Source organism: Halorubrum sp. B53, from assembly GCF_059752395.1.
The window spans coordinates 184,017-208,277 of the sequence record NZ_MWTH01000003.1 but is presented as its reverse complement, the minus strand read 5'-3'; the positions used below and the strand labels follow the sequence as shown (position 1 = coordinate 208,277).

General features: G+C 68.4%; 21 protein-coding genes and 1 pseudogene. 11 read left to right on the top strand and 11 right to left on the bottom strand.

The genetic code is table 11. The features are described 5' to 3' along the window. Positions 1 to 9 precede the first annotated feature (9 nt). From B4V06_RS02400 to B4V06_RS02380, 5 genes are all read left to right on the top strand, one after another. Positions 10 to 567: a class I SAM-dependent methyltransferase gene (locus B4V06_RS02400; RefSeq protein WP_498167166.1), complete on the top strand. Its 558-nt coding sequence runs from the start codon at positions 10 to 12 to the stop codon at positions 565 to 567. Positions 568 to 665: 98 nt separating this feature from the next. Further along, complete coding sequence (locus tag B4V06_RS02395) at positions 666 to 1,766, top strand: DoxX family protein (RefSeq protein WP_498167164.1); 1,101 nt, start codon at positions 666 to 668, stop codon at positions 1,764 to 1,766. 47 nt (positions 1,767 to 1,813) lie between these two features. Then, positions 1,814 to 3,103 (top strand): phosphoglucose isomerase-related protein, encoded by a 1,290-nt coding sequence (locus B4V06_RS02390; RefSeq protein ID WP_123113092.1) that lies wholly within the window; start codon positions 1,814 to 1,816, stop codon positions 3,101 to 3,103. 121 nt (positions 3,104 to 3,224) lie between these two features. Further along, positions 3,225 to 3,953 (top strand): CPBP family intramembrane glutamic endopeptidase, encoded by a 729-nt coding sequence (locus B4V06_RS02385; protein WP_123113093.1) that lies wholly within the window; start codon positions 3,225 to 3,227, stop codon positions 3,951 to 3,953. A 522-nt stretch (positions 3,954 to 4,475) separates the two neighbouring features. Further along, a complete protein-coding gene (locus B4V06_RS02380) occupies positions 4,476 to 6,464 on the top strand; it encodes a pentapeptide repeat-containing protein (RefSeq protein ID WP_123113094.1) in 1,989 nt (662 codons plus the stop codon). 540 nt (positions 6,465 to 7,004) lie between these two features. Here B4V06_RS02380 and B4V06_RS02375 read toward each other — a convergent pair. Then, complete coding sequence (locus B4V06_RS02375) at positions 7,005 to 8,306, bottom strand: DNA double-strand break repair nuclease NurA (RefSeq protein ID WP_498167159.1); 1,302 nt, start codon at positions 8,304 to 8,306, stop codon at positions 7,005 to 7,007. Between the two features lie 303 nt (positions 8,307 to 8,609). On the opposite strand from B4V06_RS02375, the gene B4V06_RS02370 reads away from it, so the two are divergent. Beyond that, entirely contained in the window at positions 8,610 to 10,424 is a 1,815-nt protein-coding gene (locus tag B4V06_RS02370) for a methyl-accepting chemotaxis protein (RefSeq protein ID WP_255212584.1), read from the top strand. Positions 10,425 to 10,456: 32 nt separating this feature from the next. On the opposite strand, the gene B4V06_RS02365 is transcribed toward B4V06_RS02370, so the two are convergent. Both B4V06_RS02365 and B4V06_RS02360 read right to left on the bottom strand, forming a co-directional pair. Beyond that, on the bottom strand, positions 10,457 to 10,891 hold the full coding sequence (locus B4V06_RS02365; protein WP_123113097.1) for a DUF7993 family protein: 435 nt from the start codon (positions 10,889 to 10,891) through the stop codon (positions 10,457 to 10,459). Next, positions 10,891 to 11,412 carry a DUF2240 family protein gene (locus B4V06_RS02360; RefSeq protein ID WP_123113098.1) on the bottom strand — a complete coding sequence of 174 codons (522 nt, stop codon included), beginning with the start codon at positions 11,410 to 11,412 and terminating at the stop codon, positions 10,891 to 10,893. The genes B4V06_RS02365 and B4V06_RS02360 overlap by 1 nt, the downstream gene beginning before the upstream one ends. 145 nt (positions 11,413 to 11,557) lie before the next feature. On the opposite strand from B4V06_RS02360, the gene B4V06_RS02355 reads away from it, so the two are divergent. Both B4V06_RS02355 and B4V06_RS02350 read left to right on the top strand, forming a co-directional pair. Then, positions 11,558 to 12,442, top strand: coding sequence for an aldo/keto reductase (locus tag B4V06_RS02355; protein WP_123113099.1), 885 nt, complete (start codon positions 11,558 to 11,560; stop codon positions 12,440 to 12,442). Between the two features lie 9 nt (positions 12,443 to 12,451). After that, complete coding sequence (locus B4V06_RS02350; protein ID WP_123113100.1) at positions 12,452 to 13,213, top strand: class I SAM-dependent methyltransferase; 762 nt, start codon at positions 12,452 to 12,454, stop codon at positions 13,211 to 13,213. 71 nt (positions 13,214 to 13,284) lie between these two features. Here the strand turns inward: B4V06_RS02350 and arcD are convergent, their stop codons facing one another. Then, positions 13,285 to 14,760 (bottom strand): arginine/ornithine antiporter ArcD, encoded by a 1,476-nt coding sequence (gene arcD / locus B4V06_RS02345; RefSeq protein WP_123113101.1) that lies wholly within the window; start codon positions 14,758 to 14,760, stop codon positions 13,285 to 13,287. 216 nt (positions 14,761 to 14,976) lie between these two features. On the opposite strand from arcD, the gene B4V06_RS02340 reads away from it, so the two are divergent. The 3 genes from B4V06_RS02340 to B4V06_RS02330 all read left to right on the top strand — a co-directional run bounded on the left by B4V06_RS02340 (position 14,977) and on the right by B4V06_RS02330 (position 18,556). Next, positions 14,977 to 15,963: an NOG1 family protein gene (locus B4V06_RS02340; RefSeq protein ID WP_123113102.1), complete on the top strand. Its 987-nt coding sequence runs from the start codon at positions 14,977 to 14,979 to the stop codon at positions 15,961 to 15,963. Between the two features lie 97 nt (positions 15,964 to 16,060). Next, on the top strand, positions 16,061 to 17,389 hold the full coding sequence (gene hisS / locus B4V06_RS02335) for a histidine--tRNA ligase (protein WP_498167153.1): 1,329 nt from the start codon (positions 16,061 to 16,063) through the stop codon (positions 17,387 to 17,389). Positions 17,390 to 17,479: 90 nt separating this feature from the next. After that, complete coding sequence (locus tag B4V06_RS02330) at positions 17,480 to 18,556, top strand: CNNM domain-containing protein (protein WP_123113104.1); 1,077 nt, start codon at positions 17,480 to 17,482, stop codon at positions 18,554 to 18,556. 74 nt (positions 18,557 to 18,630) lie between these two features. Here B4V06_RS02330 and B4V06_RS02325 read toward each other — a convergent pair whose 3' ends face one another. The 7 genes and pseudogenes from B4V06_RS02325 to B4V06_RS02295 all read right to left on the bottom strand — a co-directional run. Next, the gene (locus tag B4V06_RS02325) at positions 18,631 to 19,065 is read right to left on the bottom strand and encodes a DoxX family membrane protein (RefSeq protein ID WP_123113105.1); all 435 of its coding nucleotides are present in this window, start codon (positions 19,063 to 19,065) and stop codon (positions 18,631 to 18,633) included. A gap of 67 nt (positions 19,066 to 19,132) precedes the next feature. Next, positions 19,133 to 19,912 (bottom strand): ABC transporter permease, encoded by a 780-nt coding sequence (locus tag B4V06_RS02320; protein WP_123113106.1) that lies wholly within the window; start codon positions 19,910 to 19,912, stop codon positions 19,133 to 19,135. After that, entirely contained in the window at positions 19,878 to 21,191 is a 1,314-nt protein-coding gene (locus B4V06_RS02315; RefSeq protein WP_123113107.1) for an ABC transporter substrate-binding protein, read from the bottom strand. The genes B4V06_RS02320 and B4V06_RS02315 overlap by 35 nt, the downstream gene beginning before the upstream one ends. Continuing rightward, entirely contained in the window at positions 21,188 to 22,054 is an 867-nt protein-coding gene (locus tag B4V06_RS02310) for an ABC transporter ATP-binding protein (RefSeq protein ID WP_123113108.1), read from the bottom strand. The genes B4V06_RS02315 and B4V06_RS02310 overlap by 4 nt, the downstream gene beginning before the upstream one ends. A gap of 3 nt (positions 22,055 to 22,057) precedes the next feature. Beyond that, on the bottom strand, positions 22,058 to 23,011 hold the full coding sequence (locus B4V06_RS02305) for an ABC transporter substrate-binding protein (protein ID WP_123113109.1): 954 nt from the start codon (positions 23,009 to 23,011) through the stop codon (positions 22,058 to 22,060). Positions 23,012 to 23,254: 243 nt separating this feature from the next. Beyond that, positions 23,255 to 24,085 (bottom strand): Nmad3 family putative nucleotide modification protein, encoded by an 831-nt coding sequence (locus B4V06_RS02300; RefSeq protein ID WP_498167148.1) that lies wholly within the window; start codon positions 24,083 to 24,085, stop codon positions 23,255 to 23,257. Between the two features lie 22 nt (positions 24,086 to 24,107). Then, positions 24,108 to 24,261 (bottom strand): annotated as a pseudogene (locus B4V06_RS02295) (protease); the annotation flags it as partial.

The window sequence follows — 24,261 nt, the reverse complement described above, 5'->3', positions numbered from 1 at the left end:
ATACTGGATATGGGTTTCCACACGTTCGACGCCGAGCAGGCGGAGCGGCTGGAGCGTCCCGACCGATACCGATGGGTGTCGGCCGAAGAGCTGATCGGGCCGCTCGTCTCGGCCGGCCTCGATGTCGTCGCCGACTTGGGGAGCGGCACCGGCTTTTATACCGACGGCGTCGCCCCGCACGTCGAGACGGTGTACGGCGTCGACGTGCAGGCGGAGATGCACGACTTGTACCGCGAGAAGGGCGTGCCGGAGAACGTCGACCTCGTCGCGAGCGACGTGGCTGACCTCCCGTTCGCCGACGACGAGCTCGACGGTGCCGTGTCGACGATGACGTACCACGAGTTCGCGAGCGACGCGTCGATCGCGGAGCTCGCGCGAACGATCCGCTCCGGCGGGCTCCTCGTGGTCTTCGACTGGACCGCCGACGGCGACGGCGAACACGGCCCGCCGGTCGACGAGCGGTTCGCCGCCATCGACGCGGTCGAAGCGCTGGAGGCGGCCGGCTTCGAGGTCGTCTCCGAATCGACGCGGACGGAGACGTTCGGCGTCGTCGCTCGCGCGCCGTAGGCGGATCGCGTCGGTCTCCGCGGACTCGGCCGTCCTGCGGTCGCTTTCGAACGTTCGTGAAGAAATACCGTTAGGTGCGTCCGGTCCCTAAACAGGGTATGTCCCTTCGCTCCCGGTCGATCGCCGCCGCCGCGTTCGCCCTGGTCGCGACGCTCGCCGCGCGGCCGGCGGCGGCCCACGTCGACTACGTCACCGAGGGGTCGGGCGATCCGCTCGACGCGATCGCGTTCACCGCCGAGGTGCTGTCGGACCCGCTCAACGCGGCGGTGTTCGGCGGCTCCGGCCTCCTCGCCGTCGTCGGGATCGCCGCGTATCTGTGGGTGCGCCCGACGATCGTCGACGTCGTCGTCCTGCGCGAGACGCTCGCCGGCTACGGCGACCTCGTGCCGTGGATGCTGCGGCTCTCCGTCGGGCTTCCCCTCGTCGGCGCCGGCTTCCAGGGGTACCTGTTCGCGCCGACGCTCTCGTTCGACACCGGGTCGAGCCCGCTCCTCCGCGTGCTGTTCATCGGGCTCGGCTTCTGCGTCCTCTTCGGGCTCGCGACCCGGATCGCCTCGGCGATCGGCCTGCTGGCGTACGCGTGGGTCCTCCTCGCGGTCGACCCCGGCGTCGTCCTCGCGATGGAGTACGTCCCGGTGTTGGTCGCGCTGGCGATCCTCGGCGGCGGCCGGCCGAGCGCGGACGACATGCTGCTCGCGGTCGCGAGCACGCCCGGGTCGTACTACGGCCGGATCGACCCCGTCCATCACCTGAAGTCGTTCCTCGACGCGGCGGCGGCCCCCCTCCGGCGGTACGTCCCGACGGTCCTCCGGGTCGGGATGGGCGTCACGTTCGTCTACCTCGGGCTCGTCCAGAAGCTCGCGGACCCCGGCAGCGCGCTGCTCGTCGTCGAGAAGTACGACCTCACGTCGGTCGTCCCCGTCGACCCCGGGCTGTGGGTCGTCGGCGCCGGGGTGACCGAGATCGCGGTCGGGCTGGCGCTGATCGCCGGCTTCTTCACCCGCGGCGCGGCAGCGCTCTCGTTCGTGCTGTTCACGACGACGCTGTTCGGGCTCCCGGACGACCCCGTCCTCGCCCACGTGGCGCTGTTCGGGATGGCCTCGGCGGTCTTCACGCTCGGCTCCGGCCCGCTCGCGTTCGACCGGTGGTTCGGTCGGCCCGCGCTCGGCGACGACGAGTCGGTGATTCCGGCGGATTGAGAGAGCAGACGACCGGTTTTAAGCCTCGGTCGCCCGCGTAGGGAGGTATGAACGTCGACCTCGGCAACGCACTGGAGACGACGCCCGGACTCACCGACGAGACGCTGGAGCGGCTCGACGAGCGCGTGGCGGACGCGCACGACCGGATCGCCGCCGGCATGGCCGACGAGGAGTTCGGCTACGCCGCGCTGACCCTGCCGGAGACGACCGACGCGGAGGCGATCCGCGCGGCGACCGACCGGTTCGACCGCCCGGAGGCCGTCCTCACCGTGGGGATCGGCGGGAGCGCGCTCGGCGCGGCGACGCTCTCGAACGCCCTCGAGAGCGACGTGGACGCGTACTTCCTCGACAACGTCGACCCCGACGCGGTCGACGCCTTGCTCGACGACCTCCCGCTCGCCGACACCGTCGTCAACGTCGTCTCGCGGTCCGGGACGACCGCGGAGACGCTCGCGAACTTCCTCGTCGTCCGCGAGGCGATGGCCGAGGCGGGCGTCGACTGGACCGAGCGCACCCTCGTGACGACCGGCGAGGCGGGGAACCTCCGGGCGCTCGCCGACGACCACGACCTCCCCGCGCTCGACGTGCCGGCCGGGGTGCCGGGGCGGTTCACCGCGCTCTCGACGGTCGGGCTCGCGGTGCCGGCGCTGCAGGGCCACGACATCGAGGCCGTGCTCGCGGGGGGCCGCGACGGGATGGAGTCCCTCTCGGGGTCGCTGTTCGAGTCGCCCGCGTACGCCTACGGCGCGGCGACGTACGCGCTCGCGGAGCGCGGCGCGCTCACGAACGCCGTGATGCCGTACGCGGAGTCGCTGGAGACGTTCGCGGAGTGGTTCGCGCAGCTGTGGGCCGAGAGCCTCGGCAAGGACGGGCTCGGCCAGACCCCGGCGCGGGCGCTCGGCGCGACCGACCAGCACTCCCAGCTGCAGTTGTACCGCGCCGGCCCGCCTGACAAGCTCGTCTCGCTGATCCGCCCGACCGAGCGCGCGGAGACGCCGATCCCCGAGACCGACCTCGACGGGCTCGCGTACCTCGGCGGCTCGTCGCTCGGCGACTTACTGGACGCCGAGTTCGAGGCGACCGAGGCAAGCCTCGCGGCCGCCGACGTGCCGAACCTGCGCGTCGAGATCGACCGCGTCGACGAGCGCAGCCTCGGGGAGCTCCTCTACGCGATGGAGGCCGCCTGCGTGCTGTACGGCGAGCTGGCGAGCGTCTCGACGTTCACCCAGCCCGCGGTCGAGTGGGGGAAGAAGGCGGCGCGCGGGCTGCTCGGCGGCGGCGACTTCCCCGAGGCGGACGCCGTGGCCGACAAGCGCGAGCTGCGCGTCGAGCGGTGAGCCGTCGGCGAACCGCGCGCGAGCCCTGGCGCGAGTCCCGTCGGCGATCCATGCGCGAGTCCCGGCGCGATGAGCGTCGCCTTCCGGTGGCGATAAACCGCCGCGAGCCGTACGCCCGCCGATGAGTGAGACGCAGTCCGAACCGCTGAACCGGATCCTCCGCGTCGCCAGCGCGGCGTTCGCGGTCCTCCTCGCGCTGTTCGTCGCCAGCGCGGTGACGACGCCCGTCTCCGAGTTCGCCGTCTCGCTCGGGCTCGTGGGCGAGGGGACGACCGGGCTGCAGGTGCTCCGGACCCTGCTCCAGTTCGCCGGCTTCCTGGTCGCGGTCGTCGGCTACCTCGCGATCACCGACCAGTGGGGGCTCGTCGGCGTCTCGCGGCCGACGCTCCGTGACGCCGGGCTCGTCCTCGGCGGCGGGGTGGCCCTGTTCGTGTTCCAGTACGGCGCCTTATTCGTGCTGGGGGAGATCGGGCTCACGACCGGGCAGAACCAGGCGGTCGTGCCCGACGGCGACCCGGTGACGTACTACCTCGTCATGGTCGCCGTGTCGCTGTTCGTGGTCGGCCCGGTGGAGGAGGCGCTGTTCCGCGGGGTCGTTCAGGGCGGGCTGCGGCGCGCGTTCGACGCCGTTCCGGCGATCCTGCTCGCGAGCCTCGTGTTCGGGCTGGTCCACCTCCCCTCGGTCTCGGGGTCGCTCGGCGAGCGGTGGGCGTACGTCGCCGTCGTCGTCGTGCTCGGCGCGGTGCTCGGCGCCCTCTACGAGCACACCGAGAACGTGGTGGTGCCCGGGCTCGCGCACGGCGTTTATAATGCCGTCATCTACGTGGTGCTGCTCGCGCAGTCGATATGAGACGAGAAGGCTCCCGAAGTCCCAGCCGCTCACTTATAATTAGTTGGCTCTGTTGAAATCCTTAAGAACTGATAGAATCGACGTGCGAGATACAGAGCGTGTATGCAGCAGGGTGACTGTGTCGGCAGTAGAATGATTACGTACCAGTTCCAAAGATAGGTATAAGCGAACGGCAAGGGCGTCTCCTCGGTATCGTCGGCATCGTCCTGTCTATTCTGGCGTTGACCTATACGGTTCTCTGGTTCGCTGGAATCGTTTGAACTGCGCGACCGACTCGCGCGCTGTATGCAGCAGCGCCTCCGATATCTTCTAGATCTCTGTCAGTGATGCGGTGCGAGATAGAGAGGATCCACACAGTATTCGATCACTAATGAATTCACAGCATTACGGATAAATCAGCTTGTCAGCACCCTTGTGATTACAGCCGTTGAGAGCTTCAGGGCAACAGCTACGAATGGTATGAATTTAAGTCAAAAATTCGTGACAGTATAATTCATGTAATTAGATGTGTATCAGCTACGTATGGGGGAAGAATCTGAAAATAAGTGTGGCTATACTTGGCCTGAGGAATATGAAGTCGGTGACGACCCAAAAAATCAGAGCTGCTGTTACCGTGATACAGTTGGGAATACGGAGAGATGTGTGTGGCACTTACAGCCTGAAGCAGTTGATTCAAAAACAATTGAGGAATTCAAACAGTCAAAAATCATCCCTGAAGTACAAGACAAGATTCGTTTAGGAGGTGAATTACTTGATGGAGCTATATTGGCTGGAAATGAACTTCAGGATTCTATCTCATTTTATCAGGCATCTCTCCGAAACGCTGATTTGACTGATTCGGATCTCTCAACTGCTAACTTGCGCGACGCAGACCTCAGAGGCGCCAATCTATCAAATGGAAGTCTCAGAAAAGGCGACTTGTATAATGCGGATTTGAGGGGTGCTGACCTGTCAGGAGCGGACTTGAGAAATACAGACCTGACAGGTGTAGACCTCCGATATGCCAACCTAGGTGGTGCGAATCTAAGTGAGGCCGTCTTAGTTGACGCGTCGCTGTATAAAGCTAATCTGTCACAGGCTGATCTATCTCATACTGATCTAACAGATACGAACCTAACTGACTCTAATCTAACTAAAGCATCCCTCAACGAAGCCGAGGTATCAGAAACAAATCTCAGCAAATCAAACCTATCTAAAGCGTCGCTTGACGGGGTCAACCTGTCGGAAGTAGAGCTCAAGGATGCTGATCTATCGGGAGCAGATCTCGATGTCGTTGACCTAGCCGGCGAGGATCTAAGAGGTGTCAACCTATCCGGAGCTGACCTTGACTACGCAGATATGTCTGGTGTAGATCTCAGAGGTGCTGATATTTCAGAAGCAAAACTCAATCACGCTGATCTGTCAAAAGCTGATCTCCGGTATTCCAATCTATCTAACTCGGATCTTACATTTGCTGAGCTAACCAGCGCGTCCCTCTACAGAACCAATCTAACAGAAGCAGATTTATCCGACGCAGACCTGACCGATGTGAATCTTTGTGAATCCGATCTGACCGGAGCATGCCTCAACGGTTCCGAGATGGCGGGGGCAGATCTTAGTGACTCAAACCTAACAGAAGCATCGTTCGACGGTGTTAATTTATCAGAGGTGAATCTCAGCGGGGCTGAACTGGAGGAAACATCTGTTGATCTATCGGGACCCTCCGACGAATTTATTGATAGTTTCGATTTGTCAAACTTGGACCTCAAAAACACCGACTTGACCGGAGCAAATCTCGGAGATGCCGACCTGAGTGGCAAGGACCTCAGTAAATCTAAACTATCCGATGTGAATCTAAGTGGTTCTGATCTGATCAAGACAAATCTTAGAGGTGCTGATCTGACTCGCACAAATCTCAAAGCCGCCAATCTAATCGGAGCGAATCTCAGGAACGCTAACCTGAATGAGGCAAATCTCAGGGGCGCTAGACTATCAAAAGCTAATTTACAAAATGCAAAACTGTCGAACGTCGCAGTTGACGGATCTACAGAATGCACGCGGCTCTTTGAGAGTTCTAACTTTTTGCCTAGCGCTCTGGATGCGACCGCGCGGGCATACCACGATCTCAAATCCGCGTTTGCCAATCATGGATTAGTCAGCAAGGCTCGGAGGTTCCATGTCCATGAGCGTCGTTTACGTCGTATCGAATTAAGAGAAACTAAAGGTCGGTTCAGTAAAGACCACATGGGGAGTCTTGCCTCAGAGAAACTCACTGGTTATGGTGTTCGACCCAGCCAACTCGGTAAATGGATGGCAGGTTTGTTTTTTCTCCCAACTGTTATTTATTTGTTAGTAGGAATCGAGGATAGTTTTGTCCGTACGATCTCGTATAGTGTGGTTACTTTCACTACGACTCCCCCATTCCGACCAACTGGGATGTTGCTTCAAATAGTAGTGATGCTCCAAGCATTTCTTGGGACGCTCTCACTCATTACACTAGGATATATTTTCAGCAATCGAGAGAGATTCTAATTCATTTTGGGGATTAGAACTAATTTTACGCCATGCTGGTAAGGATAAGTATGTTCCAATTCTTAGACTTTGTCGAAATATGTTCGAAGAGGTGTCGTGTTAGATAGAAGTGTTAATCGACTCGCGCTCTGTATTCAGCACGTCTCCAAGAACACATCACCGATTGAGAATTTCAACAGAGCCAGATAGTTGAGAACGGGACGGCGGCGAACACTCCCAAAGCCCCAGCCGCGAGGCGGGCGCACGCTTGCTGCGCTCCTCGCTCAGTCGCTATCGCCCCTTCGCTGCGGTGTCGCCGGCGGCTCCGCCGCCGGCTGCCCGTGGCGCGTAGCGACACGCTGCTTTCGTCGCCTGCGCCCGCCTCGGGCTGCCCCTTTGAGTCCCACCCCGCACCGCAACCGCGCCTCACCCCTCCCCAGCCTCGCGGCTCCCTCCGGTCGCCGCGTCCCTCGCGCGCGCTCCTCGGCCGCGGGGCGGCCTCGGAGGCACGCGCCGACCGCCTCGTTCATTTATAAATAAGTCGCGGTCGGCGGGTCGGGGTTAGAACTGCGCCTTCCCCCACCGCAGGTCGTCGTACGTCGCCTGCTGGTCGCTGTCGAACCGCTCCTCAAACTTCCGGCGGAGCGCGGCCTTCTCCGTGGCGTCGATCCGCGCCAGCTCGTCGGCCTTCGCGACGGCCTCGGGCGGCCCCCGGGTCGTCGCCACGTCGGCGAGCACCTGTCGGGTGAGCCGGTCACGGGTCTCCGCGTCGCGAGTGAACGCGTACGGCGCCTCCAGCTTGTAGGTCACGTCGGTTCGGGGGTCGTACACGACGGTGAACGTCGGCTCGTACAGCTCGGGGTCGAGCTCGCGGTCGATCCCGAGCGCGTCGCCGTCGGCCGCCATCGTCGCGTCGGCGCCCCCGCGGCTGTGGAACCACGTGGTGAACGTGAGCGCGTCGTCGAGGCGGTCGCCGCGGGCGCTGCCGGCCGCATCGTCGCCGTCGCCGCCGGCGGCGCCGCCCGCACGACTTCCCGCCTCCCGCCGCTCCAACAGCCGGGTGAACAGCGCGGTGTCGTCGGGCCACGGCGGCTCGACGCCCTTCCGGCCCAGCGCGCGGACGATGGTGCCGCTGGAGGGGTTCTTCACGAAGCCGGCGAGCGGCACGTCGCGCTCGACGAACCGCTCGACCAGCCGGACGTACTTCTCGACGACCGCGCGGGGCTTCGCCTCGCGCGCGAGCGCGCCCAACTCGGGGTTGCGGTCGTCCCACGTGAACAGCTCCTTGGGATAGATCGGGCCGTCGAGGACGAGCAGGTCGTCGACCTCGTCGGCGTGGTCGAGCGCGTGGGTCCCCTCGGCGAGGTACAGCGCAAGCGCGTGGACGACCCCCTCGGCGTACCGGTTCACCCGCGGCGCGTGGAGCACGCGCTGGCGGGTGTGGCCGTCGTCGCGCTTGCGCCAGTCGTCGTCGAAGTCAGCGGTGGAGTCGCCGGCGTGGACGGTCGCGACGATGGTTCGGTCGCGGTGCAGGTCCAGGTCCGTCGGCTCGCTCGCCATCGCGGCGTGGGCCACGTCGACGACGAGCCCGTTTTTAAATGTGGTCGGGTTGATCGTGCCCGAATCGAGCCCGTGGACGGTCTCGAACGGGCGCTCGGCGAGGGCGGCGTCGTCGACGGGGGCCAGCCGGCGCTCGTGGTCGCCGACGGGCTCGATCACGACGCGGCCGTCGCGGCGGAGCTCGGGGAGCCAGTCGCGCCACACGCGCCCCGCGAGGTCGTCGTGGTCGGTCGTGTCCACGTCGCCCGCGATCCCGTACGCGAGCCGCGCGATGTTCTCGACGTGGATCGGATCGAGCGTCACGGCCGTACTGCGGCCCGGCCGGTCTTAAACCCGTTCGCCCGAGGGGTGGCGTCACCGGAGACGTCGACGCCGCGATCGACCGTGCCGCCGCGTCCCGAGGGCCGCCGAGTCCGCCGCCTTTCACCGAACGGGGCGCGCCGGAGTATCAGAACGGATATTCGGGGGAGAACCTTCTTTGCCGGAATTAGTGGAGGTGACGCTATGGCAGAGTCAGGGGTCACGTCGGGAACGACGACCGGCCAATCGCGAGGGAGAGGCGAGAAACTCAGGGAGGTCGTCAGGTACATCCCGGACGGCACCTCGATGCCGACGGAGATGTGGCGGCCGCGCCACCGGAACATCCTGATCTCGATCGCGGTGCAGGTGCCGTTCCTGATCGCGTTGGGGCTGTACAGCGGGACCGAGTCGTTCACCGGGGCGCAGATCCCCGCGGCACCGATGTGGATGCTCGGCGGCTTCACCGCCGTCATCCTCGGCACCGCGGCGCTGGCGAACGTGTCTCGACTCGGCCGCCGCCAGCGGACGGTGCTCGCGGCGTTCAGCCTCATGACCGTCTCGATGGCGCTGGTGAAGCTGTCGGGCGGGTACATCGAGGCGCACTTCAGCTTCTTCGTGTTCGTCGCGGTGCTCGCGCTGTACGAGGACTGGGTCCCGTTCGCCGTCGGCGTCGGGTACGTCGCGGTCGGCCACGGCGCGTTCAGCCTGATCGATTCGAGCCTCGTCTACAACCACGCCGCGGCGATCGAGAACCCGATCGTCTGGGGGGGTATTCACGCGTTCTTCGTCCTCGGGCTCGTCGGCGCGCTGATCGTCAACTGGTACTCGATCGAGAAGTCGCGCGAGGAGGCGCAGCGCCAGCTCGACCTCGTCGCCGAGCAGAAGGCGGAGATCCAGGACGTCGAGGAGGCGAAGGCGGAGGTCGAGCAGCGCCGCGAGGAGGTCGAGTGGCTGAACCAGCACCTCGAGACGAAGGCCGACGACTACAGCGCGACGATGGACCGCGCGGCCGACGGCGACCTCACGGTCCGGCTGGACGCCGACAGCGAGAGCGAGGCGATGGAGCAGATCGGCGCCGCGTTCAACGAGATGATGGACGACATCGAGGCGACGATGCGGGACGTCCAGTCGTTCGCCGGCGAGGTGTCCGCGGCCAGCGAGAAGACGGTCGAGGGCGTCGACACCGCCGAGGCGCGCAGCGAGGACGTGCGCCGGTCGATCGAGGAGATCGCCGAGGGGGCGGACGACCAGCGCGAGATGCTCGAACAGGTCTCCGGCGAGATGAACAACCTCTCGGCGACGATCGAGGAGGTCGCCTCCTCGACGGAGACGGTCGCCGACGCGGCCCAACAGACCGCGTCGATCGCCGACGAGGGACAGGACACCGCGGGCGAGGCGATCGACAGCGTCCAAGAGTCGCGGGACGCGATCGGCGAGACGGCGGAGAAGGTCAGGGTCCTCGACGAGCGGATGGAAGACATCGGCGAGATCGTCGACCTGATAAGCGACATCGCGGAGCAGACGAACCTGCTCGCGCTCAACGCCAACATCGAGGCCGCGCGGGCCGGCGGCGGCGGCGGGGGGAGCGACGGGTTCGCGGTCGTCGCCGACGAGGTCAAGCAGCTGGCCGAGGAGACGCAGGAGGCGGCCCAGGAGATCGAGGAGCTCATCGCCGGCACGCAGGCGCAGACGCAGGCGACGGTCGCGGAGGTCCGGACCGCCGAGGAGCACATGGAGGAGGGCGCCGAGGCGGTGCGGGACGCCGCCGACGCGTTCGCCGAGGTGGCGGACAACGCCGCCGAGACGGACGACGGCATCCGCGAGATCAGCAAGGCGACCGACGACCAGGCCGCGAGCACGGAGGAGACGGTGTCGATGGCCGAGGAGGTCGCGGGGATCAGCCGGTCGACCGCCGACGAGGCCGACGAGGTCGGCGAGGCGGCCGACGAGCAGCTCGCCGCGATGTCGCAGGCGACCGCCGAGGCCGGCTCGCTCGCGGACCAGGCCGAGCGGCTCCGGGCGCTGCTCCGGAAGTTCGAGGTCGGCGGGGAGTCGCCCGACGACCCGTCGGCGTCGGGAACGCGCAACGTCGCGATGGGCGACGGCGGGCGGTCGGACTGAGGCGTCGGTCGCCGCGATTCGGCGGAGTCCTTTTAAATCGTGTCGACGACGGCCGCCAGCACCGGCAGCGCGCGCTTCACCTGCGCGCCGTCCTCGACGAAGACCAGCGTCCGCGGCGGCCGGACCGCCTTCGGCCTGACGCGGAGCCCCGCCTCGTCGGCCGCGTCGGCGGCGACCTCGGGGAGCGCGGCTCCGTCGCCCCCGCCGACGAACTCGATCCGGACGCGGTCGGGCTGGACGTACACCTCGGCGACGTCGCGCTCGTCGGCGGTGGCCGCCTCGTCCTCGGCGACGTCGCCGTCGACCGCGCGGACGATCCGGTACGCGAGCGCGCCGTCGGCCGTCGGCTCCACGTCGGGGTCGGCGTCGGCCAGCGCGAGGTCGCGCAGGCGTCCCTCGTTGCCGGACACCTCCGAGGCGAGCAGCTGGCCGATCCGGACGCCGTCGGTCAGGCGGTCCGCGACCATCAGGCGTCACCCGCGGCGTCGGCCGCCGCGTCGTCGTCCGCGCCTCCTTCGCTCTCGTCGCCGCTGTCGCCGCCGGCGGCAGCGAGCTCCTCGCGCACGTCGGGCGCGAGGTGGTCGACCGCGGCGCCGTGCTCCTTCGCGACGAGGACCGCGGCCGCCTCGATGGTGACCGCGAGCGCGCGCTGCCGCTCGTTGATCGCGGCGACGGCGCGCTGCTTCTCCACCCCGGCCGCGACGATGGCGTCGAGGGCGGTCTCGAAGGTGGACTGCTCGCGGAGGATCGACTCGTCCGGCGTGAACCCCTCCGGAACGAGCACGTCGTCGGGGTCAAACCGCGCGACGAGGTCGCCGTCCTCCTCGTCCACCAGCCCGCGACCGACCGCGACGTCGACGAGCCGCTTCGCCTGGTCCGGCGAGAACCAGTCGCGGTCGAGCGACAGCGCGACGACGAACTCGCCCTCGCCCAGCCGCTCCTTCGCGCGGTGTTTGAACGGGACGGCGACGGCGACCTCGAGGCTCATGTTCGAACGGCGGGGGGTCGACGGCGGTAAACCTACCGAACTGCGAACCGTCCCCGGCCGGGCCGTGCGCGGCGCTCGCCCCGGTCGACTCGCGGCCGGGGAGCGGCCGGCAACCGTTATGCTGCGCGGGCGTGATGGCCCACGTATGGAGACCCGCCCGCTCGGCGACACCGGTCACGACAGCACCGTCATGACGTTCGGGGCGATCGCGCTCAACTGGCTCGAACAGGAGGGCGCGAACCAGCTGGTCGAACACGTCCTCGACTACGGCGTCAACCACTTCGACGTGGCCCCGACGTACGGCGACGCGGAGCTGAAGCTCGGCCCGAAGCTCCGCCAGCACCGCGAGGAGATCTTCCTCGGCTGCAAGACACAGGAGCGAACGTACGAGGGCGCGTGGCGCAAGCTCGACCGCTCGCTGAACCGCCTCGGCGTCGACACGATCGACCTGTATCAGGTGCACGGGCTCGAGTACGACGAGGAGCTCGACGCGCTCACGGGCGACGACGGCGCGCTCGCGGCGTTCCGCGAGGCGAAGGAGCAGGGGCTGATCGACCACATCGGGCTGACGAGCCACGGCGACCCCGACCTCATCCTCGACGCGCTCGACCGCATCGACGACCTCGAGTCGGTGATGTTTCCGCTGAATCCCGTCGTCGCCGGGAAGGACGACGACGAGTACGACTACGAGGCGGTCCTCGCTCGCGCCGACGAGGAGAACGTGGGCACGCTGGGGATCAAGGCGTTCGCGGCCGGCTCGTGGCCGTCGACGGACGAGCTCCCCGAGGCGGACCGGCCGTTCGCGAACTGGTACCGGCCGGTCGCCGCGCCCGGCGAGATCAGCGAGCGGTTCGACTTCGCCGCCGCGCAGGGGCTCACCAGCGTCGTCAGCGCCGGCGACCCGAAGCTCGTCACCATGATCCTCGAGGCCGCCGACGACTACGACGGGATGGACGCGACCGCGCAGCGGTCGCTGGTCGAGCGCGTGCGCCACGACGACAGCCCGGTCCCCGAGCAGCTGCACCACTGAGGGAGGCGGATGGACGTCCCGCACACGGTCGCGGCCGCGCTCGAGGACCGATCGGTCGCCGGAAAGCGCTGTCTGGAGGCCGGTGCGGGCGTCGGGAACGCGAGCGCCGGCCTGCTCGCGAACGGCGCCGCCCGGGTGTACGCCGTGACGAACGACCGGGACCACGCGCGGACGACGCGTCGGCGCGTCGGCGGCGGAGACGTTAGCGGCGGCGATAACAGTAGCGACGGCGGCGACGATAGCGGCGACCGACTGACGGTGCTGGAGGCTGACCTCCGGGCGGTCCCGCTCCCGGACGGCTCCGTCGACCTGATCACCGCGCACGGGCTCTGCAACGTCCTCGACCCCGCGGCGCTGTCGGCGGTCGCCCAGGAGCTCTCGCGGGTCGCCGCCCCGGGCGCGGCTCTCGTCGTCGACGACTACGACCCGCTCCCGGACGACGCCGCGATCCGCGAGCTGTTCGCCGTCGAGAACGCGGCGTCGGCGCTGGCCCGCGGCCGCCCGGCGCTCACCTTCTACCCGGCGGCGTTCCTGCGGCGGTTCCTCGCGGGGCACGGCTGGGCGTTCGAGCGGGAGCGGACGCTCCTGGAGCCGGTACCCTGGACCGAGAGCCACGTCTCCGCGCACGCCGACGAGGCCGTCTCCCTGGCCGAGGAGTACCCGGGTGAAGCGGGCGACGCGCTGGCCGCGACCGCTCGCCGCCTCGCGAGCGAGATCGGGTCCGAATCCGTCGGGCGGATGTACGGGCTCGCGTTTCGGCTTCCGGACTGAAGACATCGAAAGTGGGCAGAACGCGTCGTAAACAAGGGTCGATCCGTCAGTCGGCCACCGGCGCCGTCCTGTCAGTCGTCATCGGTCGCGGCGGAGTCAGCGGTCGCCGCCGGCGCCGCGCCGACACCGCCCGCATCGGTCGGCGTCGCGTTCAGCGAGTAGCCGGTCGCGGCCATGGCGAACAACACGAGCGGCGAGAGGAACGCGAACAGGTAGTACGGCGCGTACTCCAGCGTCGGCACGCCGGTGACCCCCGCCATGTAGACGGCGCCGGCGTGCCACGGGAACAGCGCGCCGGTCGGCGTCCCCGCGGCCTCGACCGCGCGGGAGAGCTGGTCGGTGTCGAGGCCGAACTCCTCGTAGGTGTTCCGGAGCGTGACGCTCGGCAGCACGATGCTCATGTACTGCTGGGCGGTGAGCGCGTTGATGACGATCGCCGAGACGCCGGTCCCGGCGACGAGCGCCCCGGGGCTGCGCACGGAGGAGGTGAACGCGTGGGCGATCACGGCCAGCACGCCGGTGCGCTCCAAGATCCCGCCGAGCGCGAGCGCGGCGACGACGACCGTGATCGTCCACGCCGAGCCGGTGAGCCCGCCGGTCGCGAGCAGGTCGTTCACGAGCTCGGAGCCGGACTCGGGCGCGGTCCCGTACATGAAGGTGTCCCACGCGGCGACGAAGCCGACGCCCTGCACAACGATTGTCGTGAGCACGCCGGCGAAGACGCCGGCGACGAGGGTCGGGAGCGGCGCGTGCCCGCGCAGCGCCAGTCCGAAGGTGACGAGGAGCGGAATAAAAGCGAGCAGCGTGACCGCGTAGGTGCCGCCGAGCGCGCCCTGGATCTCCGCGATCCGGCCCGCGGGGATGGCGCCGCTGGCGCGGAGGCCGAGCGCGAGGAAGCCGAGCACCGCGAGCCCGAACGCGAGGAGGGTGCCGGTCCGCATCCGCCGGATGTGCGCGTACAGGTCGGTGTTTGTCACCCCGGCGGCGAGGTTCGTCGTATCGGAGAGCGGCGACTGCTTGTCGCCGGCGTACGCCCCCGAGAGGACGGCTCCGACCGTCATCGGGTCCGGGATACCGAGCCCCGCGCCGATGCCGACGAAGGCGACGCCGAGCGTCCCGACGGTGGTCCACGAGGAGCCGATGGCGAACGCCACGACCGCGGCGACGACCGCGGCGGCCGGGAGGAACGTCGTCGGCGTGAGGATCTCTAAGCCGAAGTACATGAGCCCCGGAATCGTCCCGGCGCTCACCCACGTCGCGATGAGCCCGTAGATGGTGAAGATGATGAGCAGCGCCTGCAGGCCCATCACGAGCCCGTTGGCGATGCCGTCGTACAGGGCGTCCCAGTCGTAGCCGAGCCAGAGGCCGAAGGCGCCGACGAAGGCGATGCTCCAGAGGAGCGGCGCGTGCGGGTCGAGGCCGAGGACGGCCGAGCCGATGCCGAGGAACGCCACGACGGCGAGGACCGGGACCAGCGCCGCCGCCAGGCTCGGGCGGCGATCCGGGTCGATGTCCTCGAACGTCGTGGGCGTGAACGAGCGTGCCATGAGCGGTTGTATTCTTTTGAAGCATAAATATGACTCGAAATATGCACAAGAAAGATAACGATCGTTCATCGCCGTTGCCCGCGGCGTCGGTCGGCGGCGCCCGCGATCGGCGCGGCCACCGCTACCGAACCTCGCCGCGTCCGACCGTGTGCCGCCGTGTCGCGCCGGTCGCCGAACGGACGGTCTTATACGCGTCGGTGGGCAAGAGGGGCCAACATGATATTTGAGGGCCTCCCGACGACTCCCCGATCGGAGGAACTCGTCGACAAGGCGTTCTCGCGGGCGGCCCGCGCGGGACGCGCGAAGCGCGGCCACGAGGCGCAGGAGTCGATGCTGCGGACCGCGGGCAACGTGCTCTCGGACAACTTAGAGAACGTCGTCGTCTCGTGGCCGGACTTCGGCTTCGACGTCGACCCGTTCTACTACGAGCTCGCCGACGCCATCGTCGACGTCGACCGCCTCCGGCAGGCGCTCTCGCAGGTGATGTGGGCCAGCCGGCAGATCGAGGACCTGCGCGACGAGTACACGACGAAGATCCGCAACTCGGACGTCGACACCGCGCGCAAACACCGGAAGCAGGCGTTCGCGCGCATGGCCGACGTGATGGACCAGATCGAAGACGACCTGCGCTACATCGGCGACTCCCGCGACCAGCTGAAGGTGCTCCCGGACATCCGGCCCGACGAGCCGGCCATCGTGATCGCCGGCTACCCGAACGTCGGGAAGTCGTCGTTCGTCAACCGGGTCACCCGCGCCTCCAACGAGATCGCGGAGTACCCGTTCACGACCCGCGGCGTCCAGATCGGCCACTTCGAGCGGGACCACGTCCGGTACCAGATCGTCGACACCCCCGGGCTGCTCGACCGCCCCGAGGAGGACCGAAACGACATCGAGCGGCAGGCGGTCAGCGCCCTCGAACACCTCGCGGACGTCGTCGTCTTCGTGCTCGACCCCTCCGGCGACTGCGGCTACCCGCTCGACGTCCAGTTGGAGCTGCGCGAGGAGGTCCGCGAGCTGTTCGGCGACGCGATTCCGTTCCTCACCGTGGCGAACAAACACGACCGCTTCGAGGCGGTGCGGGCGGAGTCGGTCGACGCGACGATGAGCGTCACCGAGGACGAGAACGTCGAGGACGTGCTCGACATGGCGGTCGAGGCGGCCGCGTTCGAGCCGGACTTGCCGACGCGCGACGGCGAGGAGTAGGCGGGAAGGAGACGGGAGCGGCGAGCGGTCGGCACCGCGGCCCGCCCGGCGGCCCCGAAAGGATGCTTTCAAGCGGGCGCTCGCCGAAGCGACGTGCATGTACGACGGTCTCAAGGGATTCCGCGACTTCTACCCCGGCGAGCAGTCCGCCCGCCGCGAGGTGACCGACGCGATCGAGGACGCCGCGAGCCGGTACGGCTTCCGCGAGATCGCCACCCCCGCCTTGGAGCGGACGGAGATGTACGTCGACAAGTCCGGCGAGGAGATCGTCGAGGAGCTGTACGCCTTCGAGGACAAGGGCGGCCGCGGCGTCGCCATGACCCCCGAGCTCACGCCCACCGTCGCCCGGATGGTCGTCGCGAAGGGCCAGGAGCTGTCGAAGCCGATCAAGTGGGTCTCCACCCGCCCGTTCTGGCGCTACGAGCAGGTCCAGCAGGGCCGCTTCCGCGAGTTCTACCAGACGAACATCGACGTGTTCGGCTCGTCGGCGCCCGAGGCCGACGCCGAGGTGCTGGCGGTCGCCGCCGACGCGCTCACCGACCTCGGGCTCACCGGCGACGACTTCGAGTTCCGCGTCTCGCACCGCGACATCCTCGGCGGCCTCGTCCGGGCGCTCGCCGACGACCCCGACGCGGTCGACGCCGAGGCCGCGATCCGCGCGGTCGACAAGCGCGCGAAGGTCGACGACGGCGAGTACCTCGGGCTCCTCTCCGACGCCGGGCTCGACCGCGCGACCGCCCGCGAGTTCGACGATCTCATCTCGGACGTCGACAGCCCCGCGGACCTCGACGCGGTCGCCGACGCCGGCGGCGAGGAGGTCGAGTCGGCGGTCGAGAACCTGCGGAACGTGCTCGCCGCGGCCGACGACTTCGGCGCGGGCGAGTTCTGCGAGATCTCCCTGACGACCGCCCGCGGGCTCGACTACTACACCGGCGTCGTCTTCGAGTGCTTCGACTCCACCGGCGAGGTGTCGCGCTCCGTCTTCGGCGGCGGGCGCTACGACGACCTGATCGAGAGCTTCGGCGGCCAACCCACCCCCGCGGTCGGCGTCGCCCCCGGCCACGCCACCCTCAAGCTCCTCTGTCAGCGCGCCGGCGTCTGGCCCGACGAGGAGCTTTCGACCGACTACTACGTGCTCAGCGTGGGCGACACGCGCGGCGAGGCGGCCGCGCTCGCCCGCGACCTCCGCGCGCTCGACGACGGCGTCGTCGTCGAGAGCGACGTCTCCGGTCGCTCGTTCGGCGCCCAACTCGGCTACGCCGACTCGATCAACGCGGAGACGGTCGTGGTCGTCGGCGAGCGCGACCTCGAGAACGGCGAGTACACGGTGAAGGACATGGCGAGCGGCGACGAGACGACCGTGCCGGTCGAGGAGTTCCCGCCCGAGGAGGGGTCGGGACTCCCGACGTACGAGGACTACGAGTAGCGCCTCGGCGCGCCCGTCCGCGCCCCAGACCGGCGCTTGCCCGCTCGGTCCCTCAACGCTTTTCAATCGCGCGCCGGGACCGTGGGGACGATGATCCCGCTCGCGACAGCGATGACTCCCGGCGAGATCGGCCTTCGCGTGGCGGCCGGCGTCGCCCTCATCCTGATCAACGCGTACTTCGTGGCGGTCGAGTTCGCCCTCACGCGGCTCCGGCAGTATCCGGAGTCCGAGATCGACACCCCCGGACTGCGGCGCGCGTGGGAGATGACGGACGACCTGGAGTTCTACCTCACCACCTGTCAGGTGTGGATCTCCGGGACGAGTATCGCCCTCGGTATCGTCGCCGAGCCCGGGCTCGCGGCGCTGTTCGCGCCCCTGTTCGAGAACACGGCGCTCGCGTCCGCCGGCGCCGGGTCGCTGCTGGGCTTTTTCATCATCAACATGGTGCACCTGACGCACGGCGAGCAGACCCCGACGTACCTCGGCGTCGAGCGCTCGAAGCAGGTCGCCGAGTACGGCGCGCGACCGCTGTACTGGTTCGCGTGGCTCATCTCGCCGCTGATCAAGTTCGGCGACTGGGTCGCGAAGGCCACCCTCGGGCTGTTCGGCGTCGAGATGACCGGGTCGTGGACCGAGACCGAAAGCGAGGTGTTGGAGACGCGCGCGGAGCTCCGCAACCGCCTCGGGTCGATGATGGAGGAGGTCGAGCTCCCCGAGGAGCGCCGCGAGGAGGTCCTCAACGCGCTCGCCGTCGACGAGCTCGGCGTGGCGGACCTGATGACGCCGGCCGACGAGGTCGTCTCGCTGTCGACCGAGGCGTCGATCGAGGAGAACCTCGACCGGATTCGCGACACGCCGCACACACGGTTCCCGCTCGTGGGGGACGGTCCGAACGACTTCGAGGGGATCGTGTACGCGCCCTCGATCGTGAGCCGCTTCGAGGAGCTCCGGTCGGGGGAGACGACGTTCGAGGAGATCGCCGCCCCGCCGGTGACGGTCTCGCCGGAGACGAACATCAGCGACGCCTACGACCAGTTTCAGGCCGAGTCTCAAGAGCTCGCGCTCGTCATCGAGGACGGCGAGATCGTCGGGCTCCTCACCGCGACCGACGCGCTGGAGGCGGTGATGGGACAGCTCGAGGACCCGCTCGACGCGGGCGATCTGTAGGCGGTCGGCGTCGGCGTCGACCGCGGCGGCGACGCAGGAGCGCTCCCGTCGCGGCCGCGGCGGACGGCGACGCGCTACTCGAACGCCTCCCGCAGGAACACCAGGGCCCCGCCCAGCATCGCGAGGTTGCCGAAGAAGGCCAGCCGCTCGCCGCTCCTGTCGTCCTCGTCGGCGTTCCAGAAGTCGTGCATCGTCGCGGTCACGACCGTGAGGAACGTCACGGCCGCGCCCGTCGTGATCCGGGGGGCTCGCCACAGCGCGATCCCGACCCCCGAGACGAGCATCATCCCCGACGCGAACGGGGCCGCGAGATCGGGGGCGGGGACGCCGGCCGACTCCGCGTACTCGATCGTCTCGTCCATCTCGCGGAAGTCCTCCGAGGCCTGCGCCGCCAGGCCGACCCCGAGCAGGACGCGGCCGAGCCGGGAGGGGGCGTCGCGGTCGGTTCCCGTCTCGGCGTCGGCCGTCGTCTCGGCCGCCTTCGCGTCGTCGGTATCGTCGTCGGTCATGCCTGTCAGTACGGTGGCACGATACATAAATAGCCGTGCGCGACCGCCGCGGGAGGGAGGCGACCGATTACCCCCAGTTCCACCGGGCGTGGAGCCGGCGGACGGAGAAGTCGAGCCAGAAGCCGATGAAGCCGATCACCAGCATGATCGCGGGGATCTCCGCGTAGGAGAACCGGTCGCGGGCGTCGAGGATGAGGTAGCCCAGCCCGGTGTTGACCCCGAGCATCTCCGCGGGGACGAGGATGATCCAGAGGATGCCGATCGAGAGGCGGATCCCCGTGAGCATGTCCGGGACCACCGCGGGGACGACGACCCGGCGGAGCAGCGCGCGCGTGTCGCCGCCGAGCGACTCGCCGACCGTGAGCCAGTCGTCGTCGATGGTCGCGATCCCGTGGGCGGTGTTCAACACGATCGGCCAGAGGCCGGCCATGAACATCACGAACACCGCCGACTGCGTCCCGACGCCGAAGACGATGATGGCGATCGGGAACCACGCCAGCGGCGAGATCATCCGCATGAACTGGAACAGGACGGTCGTCGCGCGCTCGGCCGCCTTGAAGTAGCCGACCACGATCCCGATCGGGAGCCCGACCGTCAGGCAGAGGCCGAGCGCGATCCCGAACCGGTAGACGCTGACGAACACGTGGTCGTAGAACGCCGGCGAGACGACGAGCTCCGCGAGGACCGCGAACGTCGCCGCCGGCGCGAAGTTCGTGATGATGCCGCTGCCGAGCGCCGTCACCGCCCACCAGACGGCGAGCCCGCCGAGGAGCCCGACCGCCGGCAGCAGGCGGCCGCGCTCCCCGATCAGCTCAGAACCGTATCGTCTCCTGTCTCTCGTAGCCATTGTCCTCCGAAACGTCGAACGCCGGCGGGCCGCCGGCCTCTTCCAGCGCTGTGCGAACGGGGTCGTACGCGACGAGGTCGTCGGCGACCTCGGCGGGGTCGAGCTCGTCGAGGAAGGTGTCCTCGCCCTCCACGCGCGTCTCGCGCATGCGACGCACCAGCTCCTCCGTGTACGACGGGTACGGGTACGGGTAGAAGCCGATCCGGTCGATGTCCCAGTCGGCGTTCTGGATCGCGCCCGACTCTATGTACGGCTCGTGGTCGTCGTAGTGGGTGAGCGCGCGGTCGATCGGCGCCGGCCCCTGCGGGAGCAGGCCGCTCCCCTCGGAGGAGAGCAGCTGCGCTGCCTCCGACCGATTCTCGCGGAGGTACTGCTGGGCGTCGACGAGCCCGCTCATCACGTCGGTCGTCCACTCGGGCCGCGACTCCACTAACTCCTCGCGCATCACGACGACGCAGCAGGCGTGCTCGCGCCAGACGTCGCCGGTGAACCGCAGGATCTTCCCGCCGGCGTCGAGCTCGCCGATCGCGTTGAACGGCTCGGCGACGATGTACCCCTCGATGGAGCCGTTCTCCAGCGCCGCGGGCATGTCCGGCGGGGGCGTCACGACGAGGTTGACCTCGTCGTCCGCCACCTCGTCGGCGGAGGAGTCCGTCCGGGGCGTGAGCCCGTGCTCGCGGAGCCCCATCTGGAGGATGACGTTGTGGATCGAGTACCAGAACGGGACCGCGACGGTACCGCCGCCCAGGTCCGACCACTCGTCGACGTCCTGCTGGACCGTCAGCGCGGAGCCGTCCGTGTGGTCCCACGCGACGACCCGCACGTTCGCGTCCAGCTCGTCGCCGTAGCGCATCCACACCGTCATCGGCATCAGGAAGTGCGCGACGTTGACCGCGCCGGAGAGGAACGCCTCCGCGAGATCCGACCAGCCGCGGAACAGGGTCGGCTCCGCGGCGTCGACGCCGTGGTCGGCGAAGTGGTCGTTGGCGTACCCCGTCAGCAGGGGCGCCGCGTCCGTGATCGGGAGGTAACCGATCTCCGCGGTCGGCGGGCCGTCGCCGCCGTCGCCGCCACCGCCGAGGCAGCCGGCCGTCGCGCCGACGCCGGCCGCTGCGAGCGAGGCCAGTCCCGACTCCTTCATGAACTCGCGCCGCGAGAGCCCGCTCGTGCGGGCCTTCTCGGAGGGGTTCCGCCAGCCGGCGCCGCCGACGAGCTCTCGCGCGCTCGCGGCGACGTCGGGGTCGACGTCGTCGTCGTGGTTCGTGTGATCGTGCGTCATTCGAGTCCCACCGCCTCCAGGCGTTCGAAGACCGCCGCCCGCTCCGCGAGGAACGCCTCGTCGTCCCGCGAACGCGTCTCGCTGCCGATCGACTCGACGTGTTCGATGCCCGCGGGGACCGGTCCCATGACCGCGACGCGGTCGCCGAGGTACACCGCCTCGTCGATGTCGTGCGTGACGAACACGGCGGTGACGCCGAGCTCGTCGACGATCCGCAACAGCTCGTCTTGCAGCTCCATCTTCGTCAGCTGGTCGAGCGCGGAGAACGGCTCGTCGAGGAGGAGCACCTCGGGCTCGTTCGCCAGCGTCCGCGCGAGCGACGCGCGCTGCGCCATCCCGCCCGACAGGTCCGCGGTGTCGGCGTCGGCGAACCCGTCGAGCCCGACCAGGTCGAGCAGGTCGTCGATGCGGTCGGGATCGGGCTCCTCGCCCCGGAGCCGCGGCCCGATCTCGACGTTCTCGCGCACGGAGAGCCACGGGTACAGCAGGGGGTCCTGAAAGACGACGCCCCACCGGTAGTCCGGGCCCGTCACCGCCTCGCCGTCGATCTCGACGCGGCCGTCGGTCGACTCCTCGAGTCCCGCGAGCAGGTGGAGCAGGGTCGTCTTCCCGCAGCCGGACGGGCCGAGGAGACAGCAGACCTCGCCGGGGTCGACCGACAGGTCGAGCCCGTCGAAGACGAGGGTGTCGTCGTACCGCTTCGTGAGGTCGCTGGCGACGATCGGCGCCGCGTCGGCGGCGTGACGGTCGGTGCCGACGGCGTCGGCGCCGACCGCGGACGCGGAGTCGGACCGGGTGTCGGACCGGACGTCGGACTCCTCACCGTCGTCGTCGGCCGTCGCCGGGCGGGACTCGAGGGACATCGATCAGTCCGCCGTCGCCTCGGGCTCGTCCTCCTCGGACTCGGCCTCGTCGTCCGGGAGCACGCCCTCGTTATCGAGCTCCTCGGCGGTCCCGATGTCGGCGTCGTCCGGGACGAACCCCTTGTCGCGCATCCAGTCCGTAGTCGCGTCGATCCGCTTCTCGTCGGGGGCGCGCACGGGGAGGAACTCGCGGAGCTCGAACTCCTCGCGGAGCCGCTCGAAGTTCACGTCGTCGAATGCGGGCTTGTCGGCGGCCTCGTCCTCCAGCAGCTCGACGTAGCGGTCGGTGTACCCCGCGAGGTCGTCGTTGATGTCGGCGACCGCGCGGTTCAGCGCCGCGAGGAACCCCTCCAGCTTCTCCGGCTCGGGCTGCTCGCGCGTGGTGATGGCGGCGCGGCACGGGCCGTCGAACACCTCTTTCAGCTCCTCGTCGTAGCGGCCGAGCGTGACGAACGGCTCCAACACTGCGATGGAGTCGACCTCGCCCTCTTTCACCGCGTCGAAGCGGTCCTCGGCCTCGCCGACGTGCTCTAAGACGATCTCGTCGTCCTCGAACCCCTCGTTCTCGAGCATCTCGCGCATCGAGTAGAAGGAGGTGGCGTACTTGTTGATCCCGACGGAGCGGCCGCGCAGGTCGTCGATCGTCTCGGCGTCGTCGTCGGCGTCGACGAAGACGACGCGGTCCCACTCGCTGTAGGAGCCGACGATGTCGCGGTCGGTCTCGGAGACCTCCTGGACCGCGTTCCACTCGCAGACGCCGTGGGTGCCGCCGTCCTCGTCCATGTCGTCCCACCAGTCGGCGTCGAAGGCGTTCTCGCCCTCGAAGTCCTGCGTTCCCGGCGCGAAGTACGAGAGGTCGGCGTCGACGCCCTCGTCCTCGAAGTACCCGTTCTCCTCCGCGACGTCCTGCACGAGTCTCCACGTGAAGTATTCGTGGGAGACATTCAGATCTGACATCGAATACCTCTTGGTTTTATTGTAAGGTATAACTCCGGAAACCGACAAGCATGAGCGGTGCAACCGTTTTCGCGCAAGTATTGCGACGGCCGAACCCGTTCGGCCGCTGATTCGGCGGGAAGCATTCGTAAGTCGCCGCGAGATCCGTTCTTACGGCCGGTTCCGGAAGCATGTGCGAACAGATCGCATCCGAGATAGCCACAACATTTGTTCGTTTCTCCGTCGGACCGCCGGATCGCCGTCTCAAGCCCGCTCGATGCGTTCGAGGAGGGTCGCCGCCGCGTCGGCGTCGAACGCCAACGGTCGCCGCCACCACGGCCCCTTCCCCGAGTCGCTGGAGAGCGCCGTGACGAGGCGGTTCGCCTCCGCGCCGGTCTCCGAGGTGCTCAGGGGGACGACGCGCTCGAAGAGCCCGGAGGCCGTCGGGTCGCCGGCGACGACGACCCGCGCGTCGAAGGGATCGCGCTTCAGGTGGGCGTTGGTCGGAGCGAGGGCGGCCGCCGCGTCGCGGTCGACGGTCGAACCGTCGCCGGTGCCGCCGCCGTCACCGGACCCGCCGCCTCCGCTCCCGCCGTCGCCGACCGCGAGCACGCGCTCGACGCGGAGCCCCGCGAAGAGGTACGCGCCCCAATCGGGCGCGAGGTCGTCGTCCGGTCGGAGTTCGTCGGTGGCCCCGCCTGCCGCCGTCCCGCTCGGCCCGCCCCAGCCGTGCGGGCGCAGCGACAGCGTCGCGTAGAAGAGCAGCCAGTCGCCCGGGCCGAGGTCGGCGATCCGGCCGGCCTTCACGCCGTGGGGGTCGCCGTAGCTCGCGCGGTCGCAACTGTGGACGCCGGGGAACTCCGGGTCCATGTGGACCGGCGTCTCGCGCAGGTCGGCCGGTACCGCGAACGGGAGGTCGAGGTCGCCGTAGGTCGGGAGCGGCTCGTCGACCGGGAATCGCCCCCGCGGGAGCGTCGCCGCCGACTCGGGGATCGGCACGTACGCGAACGAGCCGTCCGGGTAGACGGGCCCGCGGAAGCCGGGCTGGTTCGTGTTGGCGGCGACGTTGACGGCGACGGCTCGGGGGTCGGCCATTAAAAATGGGGCTCCGAGGGAGTCAGTCCGCCGTCGCGGCGGGCGCGTCGTGGTCGATTTCGGTGCCGAGCAGGTCGAGGAACTGCGCGATCCACTCGGGGTGGTCGGGCCACGCCTGTCCGGTGACGAGGTTCCCGTCGGTCGTCACGCCGTCGACCCACGAGCAGCCGGCGGCC

Bases quoted from the DNA above. Each gene is read 5' to 3' on its own strand.
- B4V06_RS02400 (WP_498167166.1), top strand. From the start codon at position 10: ATGGGTTTCCACACGTTCGACGCCGAGCAGGCGGAGCGGCTGGAGCGT.
- B4V06_RS02395 (WP_498167164.1), top strand. From the start codon at position 666: ATGTCCCTTCGCTCCCGGTCGATCGCCGCCGCCGCGTTCGCCCTGGTC.
- B4V06_RS02390 (WP_123113092.1), top strand. From the start codon at position 1,814: ATGAACGTCGACCTCGGCAACGCACTGGAGACGACGCCCGGACTCACC.
- B4V06_RS02385 (WP_123113093.1), top strand. From the start codon at position 3,225: ATGAGTGAGACGCAGTCCGAACCGCTGAACCGGATCCTCCGCGTCGCC.
- B4V06_RS02380 (WP_123113094.1), top strand. From the start codon at position 4,476: ATGGGGGAAGAATCTGAAAATAAGTGTGGCTATACTTGGCCTGAGGAA.
- B4V06_RS02370 (WP_255212584.1), top strand. From the start codon at position 8,610: ATGCCGACGGAGATGTGGCGGCCGCGCCACCGGAACATCCTGATCTCG.
- B4V06_RS02365 (WP_123113097.1), bottom strand. From the start codon at position 10,891: ATGGTCGCGGACCGCCTGACCGACGGCGTCCGGATCGGCCAGCTGCTC.
- B4V06_RS02360 (WP_123113098.1), bottom strand. From the start codon at position 11,412: ATGAGCCTCGAGGTCGCCGTCGCCGTCCCGTTCAAACACCGCGCGAAG.
- B4V06_RS02355 (WP_123113099.1), top strand. From the start codon at position 11,558: ATGGAGACCCGCCCGCTCGGCGACACCGGTCACGACAGCACCGTCATG.
- B4V06_RS02350 (WP_123113100.1), top strand. From the start codon at position 12,452: ATGGACGTCCCGCACACGGTCGCGGCCGCGCTCGAGGACCGATCGGTC.
- arcD (WP_123113101.1), bottom strand. From the start codon at position 14,760: ATGGCACGCTCGTTCACGCCCACGACGTTCGAGGACATCGACCCGGAT.
- B4V06_RS02340 (WP_123113102.1), top strand. From the start codon at position 14,977: ATGATATTTGAGGGCCTCCCGACGACTCCCCGATCGGAGGAACTCGTC.
- hisS (WP_498167153.1), top strand. From the start codon at position 16,061: ATGTACGACGGTCTCAAGGGATTCCGCGACTTCTACCCCGGCGAGCAG.
- B4V06_RS02330 (WP_123113104.1), top strand. From the start codon at position 17,480: ATGATCCCGCTCGCGACAGCGATGACTCCCGGCGAGATCGGCCTTCGC.
- B4V06_RS02325 (WP_123113105.1), bottom strand. From the start codon at position 19,065: ATGACCGACGACGATACCGACGACGCGAAGGCGGCCGAGACGACGGCC.
- B4V06_RS02320 (WP_123113106.1), bottom strand. From the start codon at position 19,912: ATGGCTACGAGAGACAGGAGACGATACGGTTCTGAGCTGATCGGGGAG.
- B4V06_RS02315 (WP_123113107.1), bottom strand. From the start codon at position 21,191: ATGACGCACGATCACACGAACCACGACGACGACGTCGACCCCGACGTC.
- B4V06_RS02310 (WP_123113108.1), bottom strand. From the start codon at position 22,054: ATGTCCCTCGAGTCCCGCCCGGCGACGGCCGACGACGACGGTGAGGAG.
- B4V06_RS02305 (WP_123113109.1), bottom strand. From the start codon at position 23,011: ATGTCAGATCTGAATGTCTCCCACGAATACTTCACGTGGAGACTCGTG.
- B4V06_RS02300 (WP_498167148.1), bottom strand. From the start codon at position 24,085: ATGGCCGACCCCCGAGCCGTCGCCGTCAACGTCGCCGCCAACACGAAC.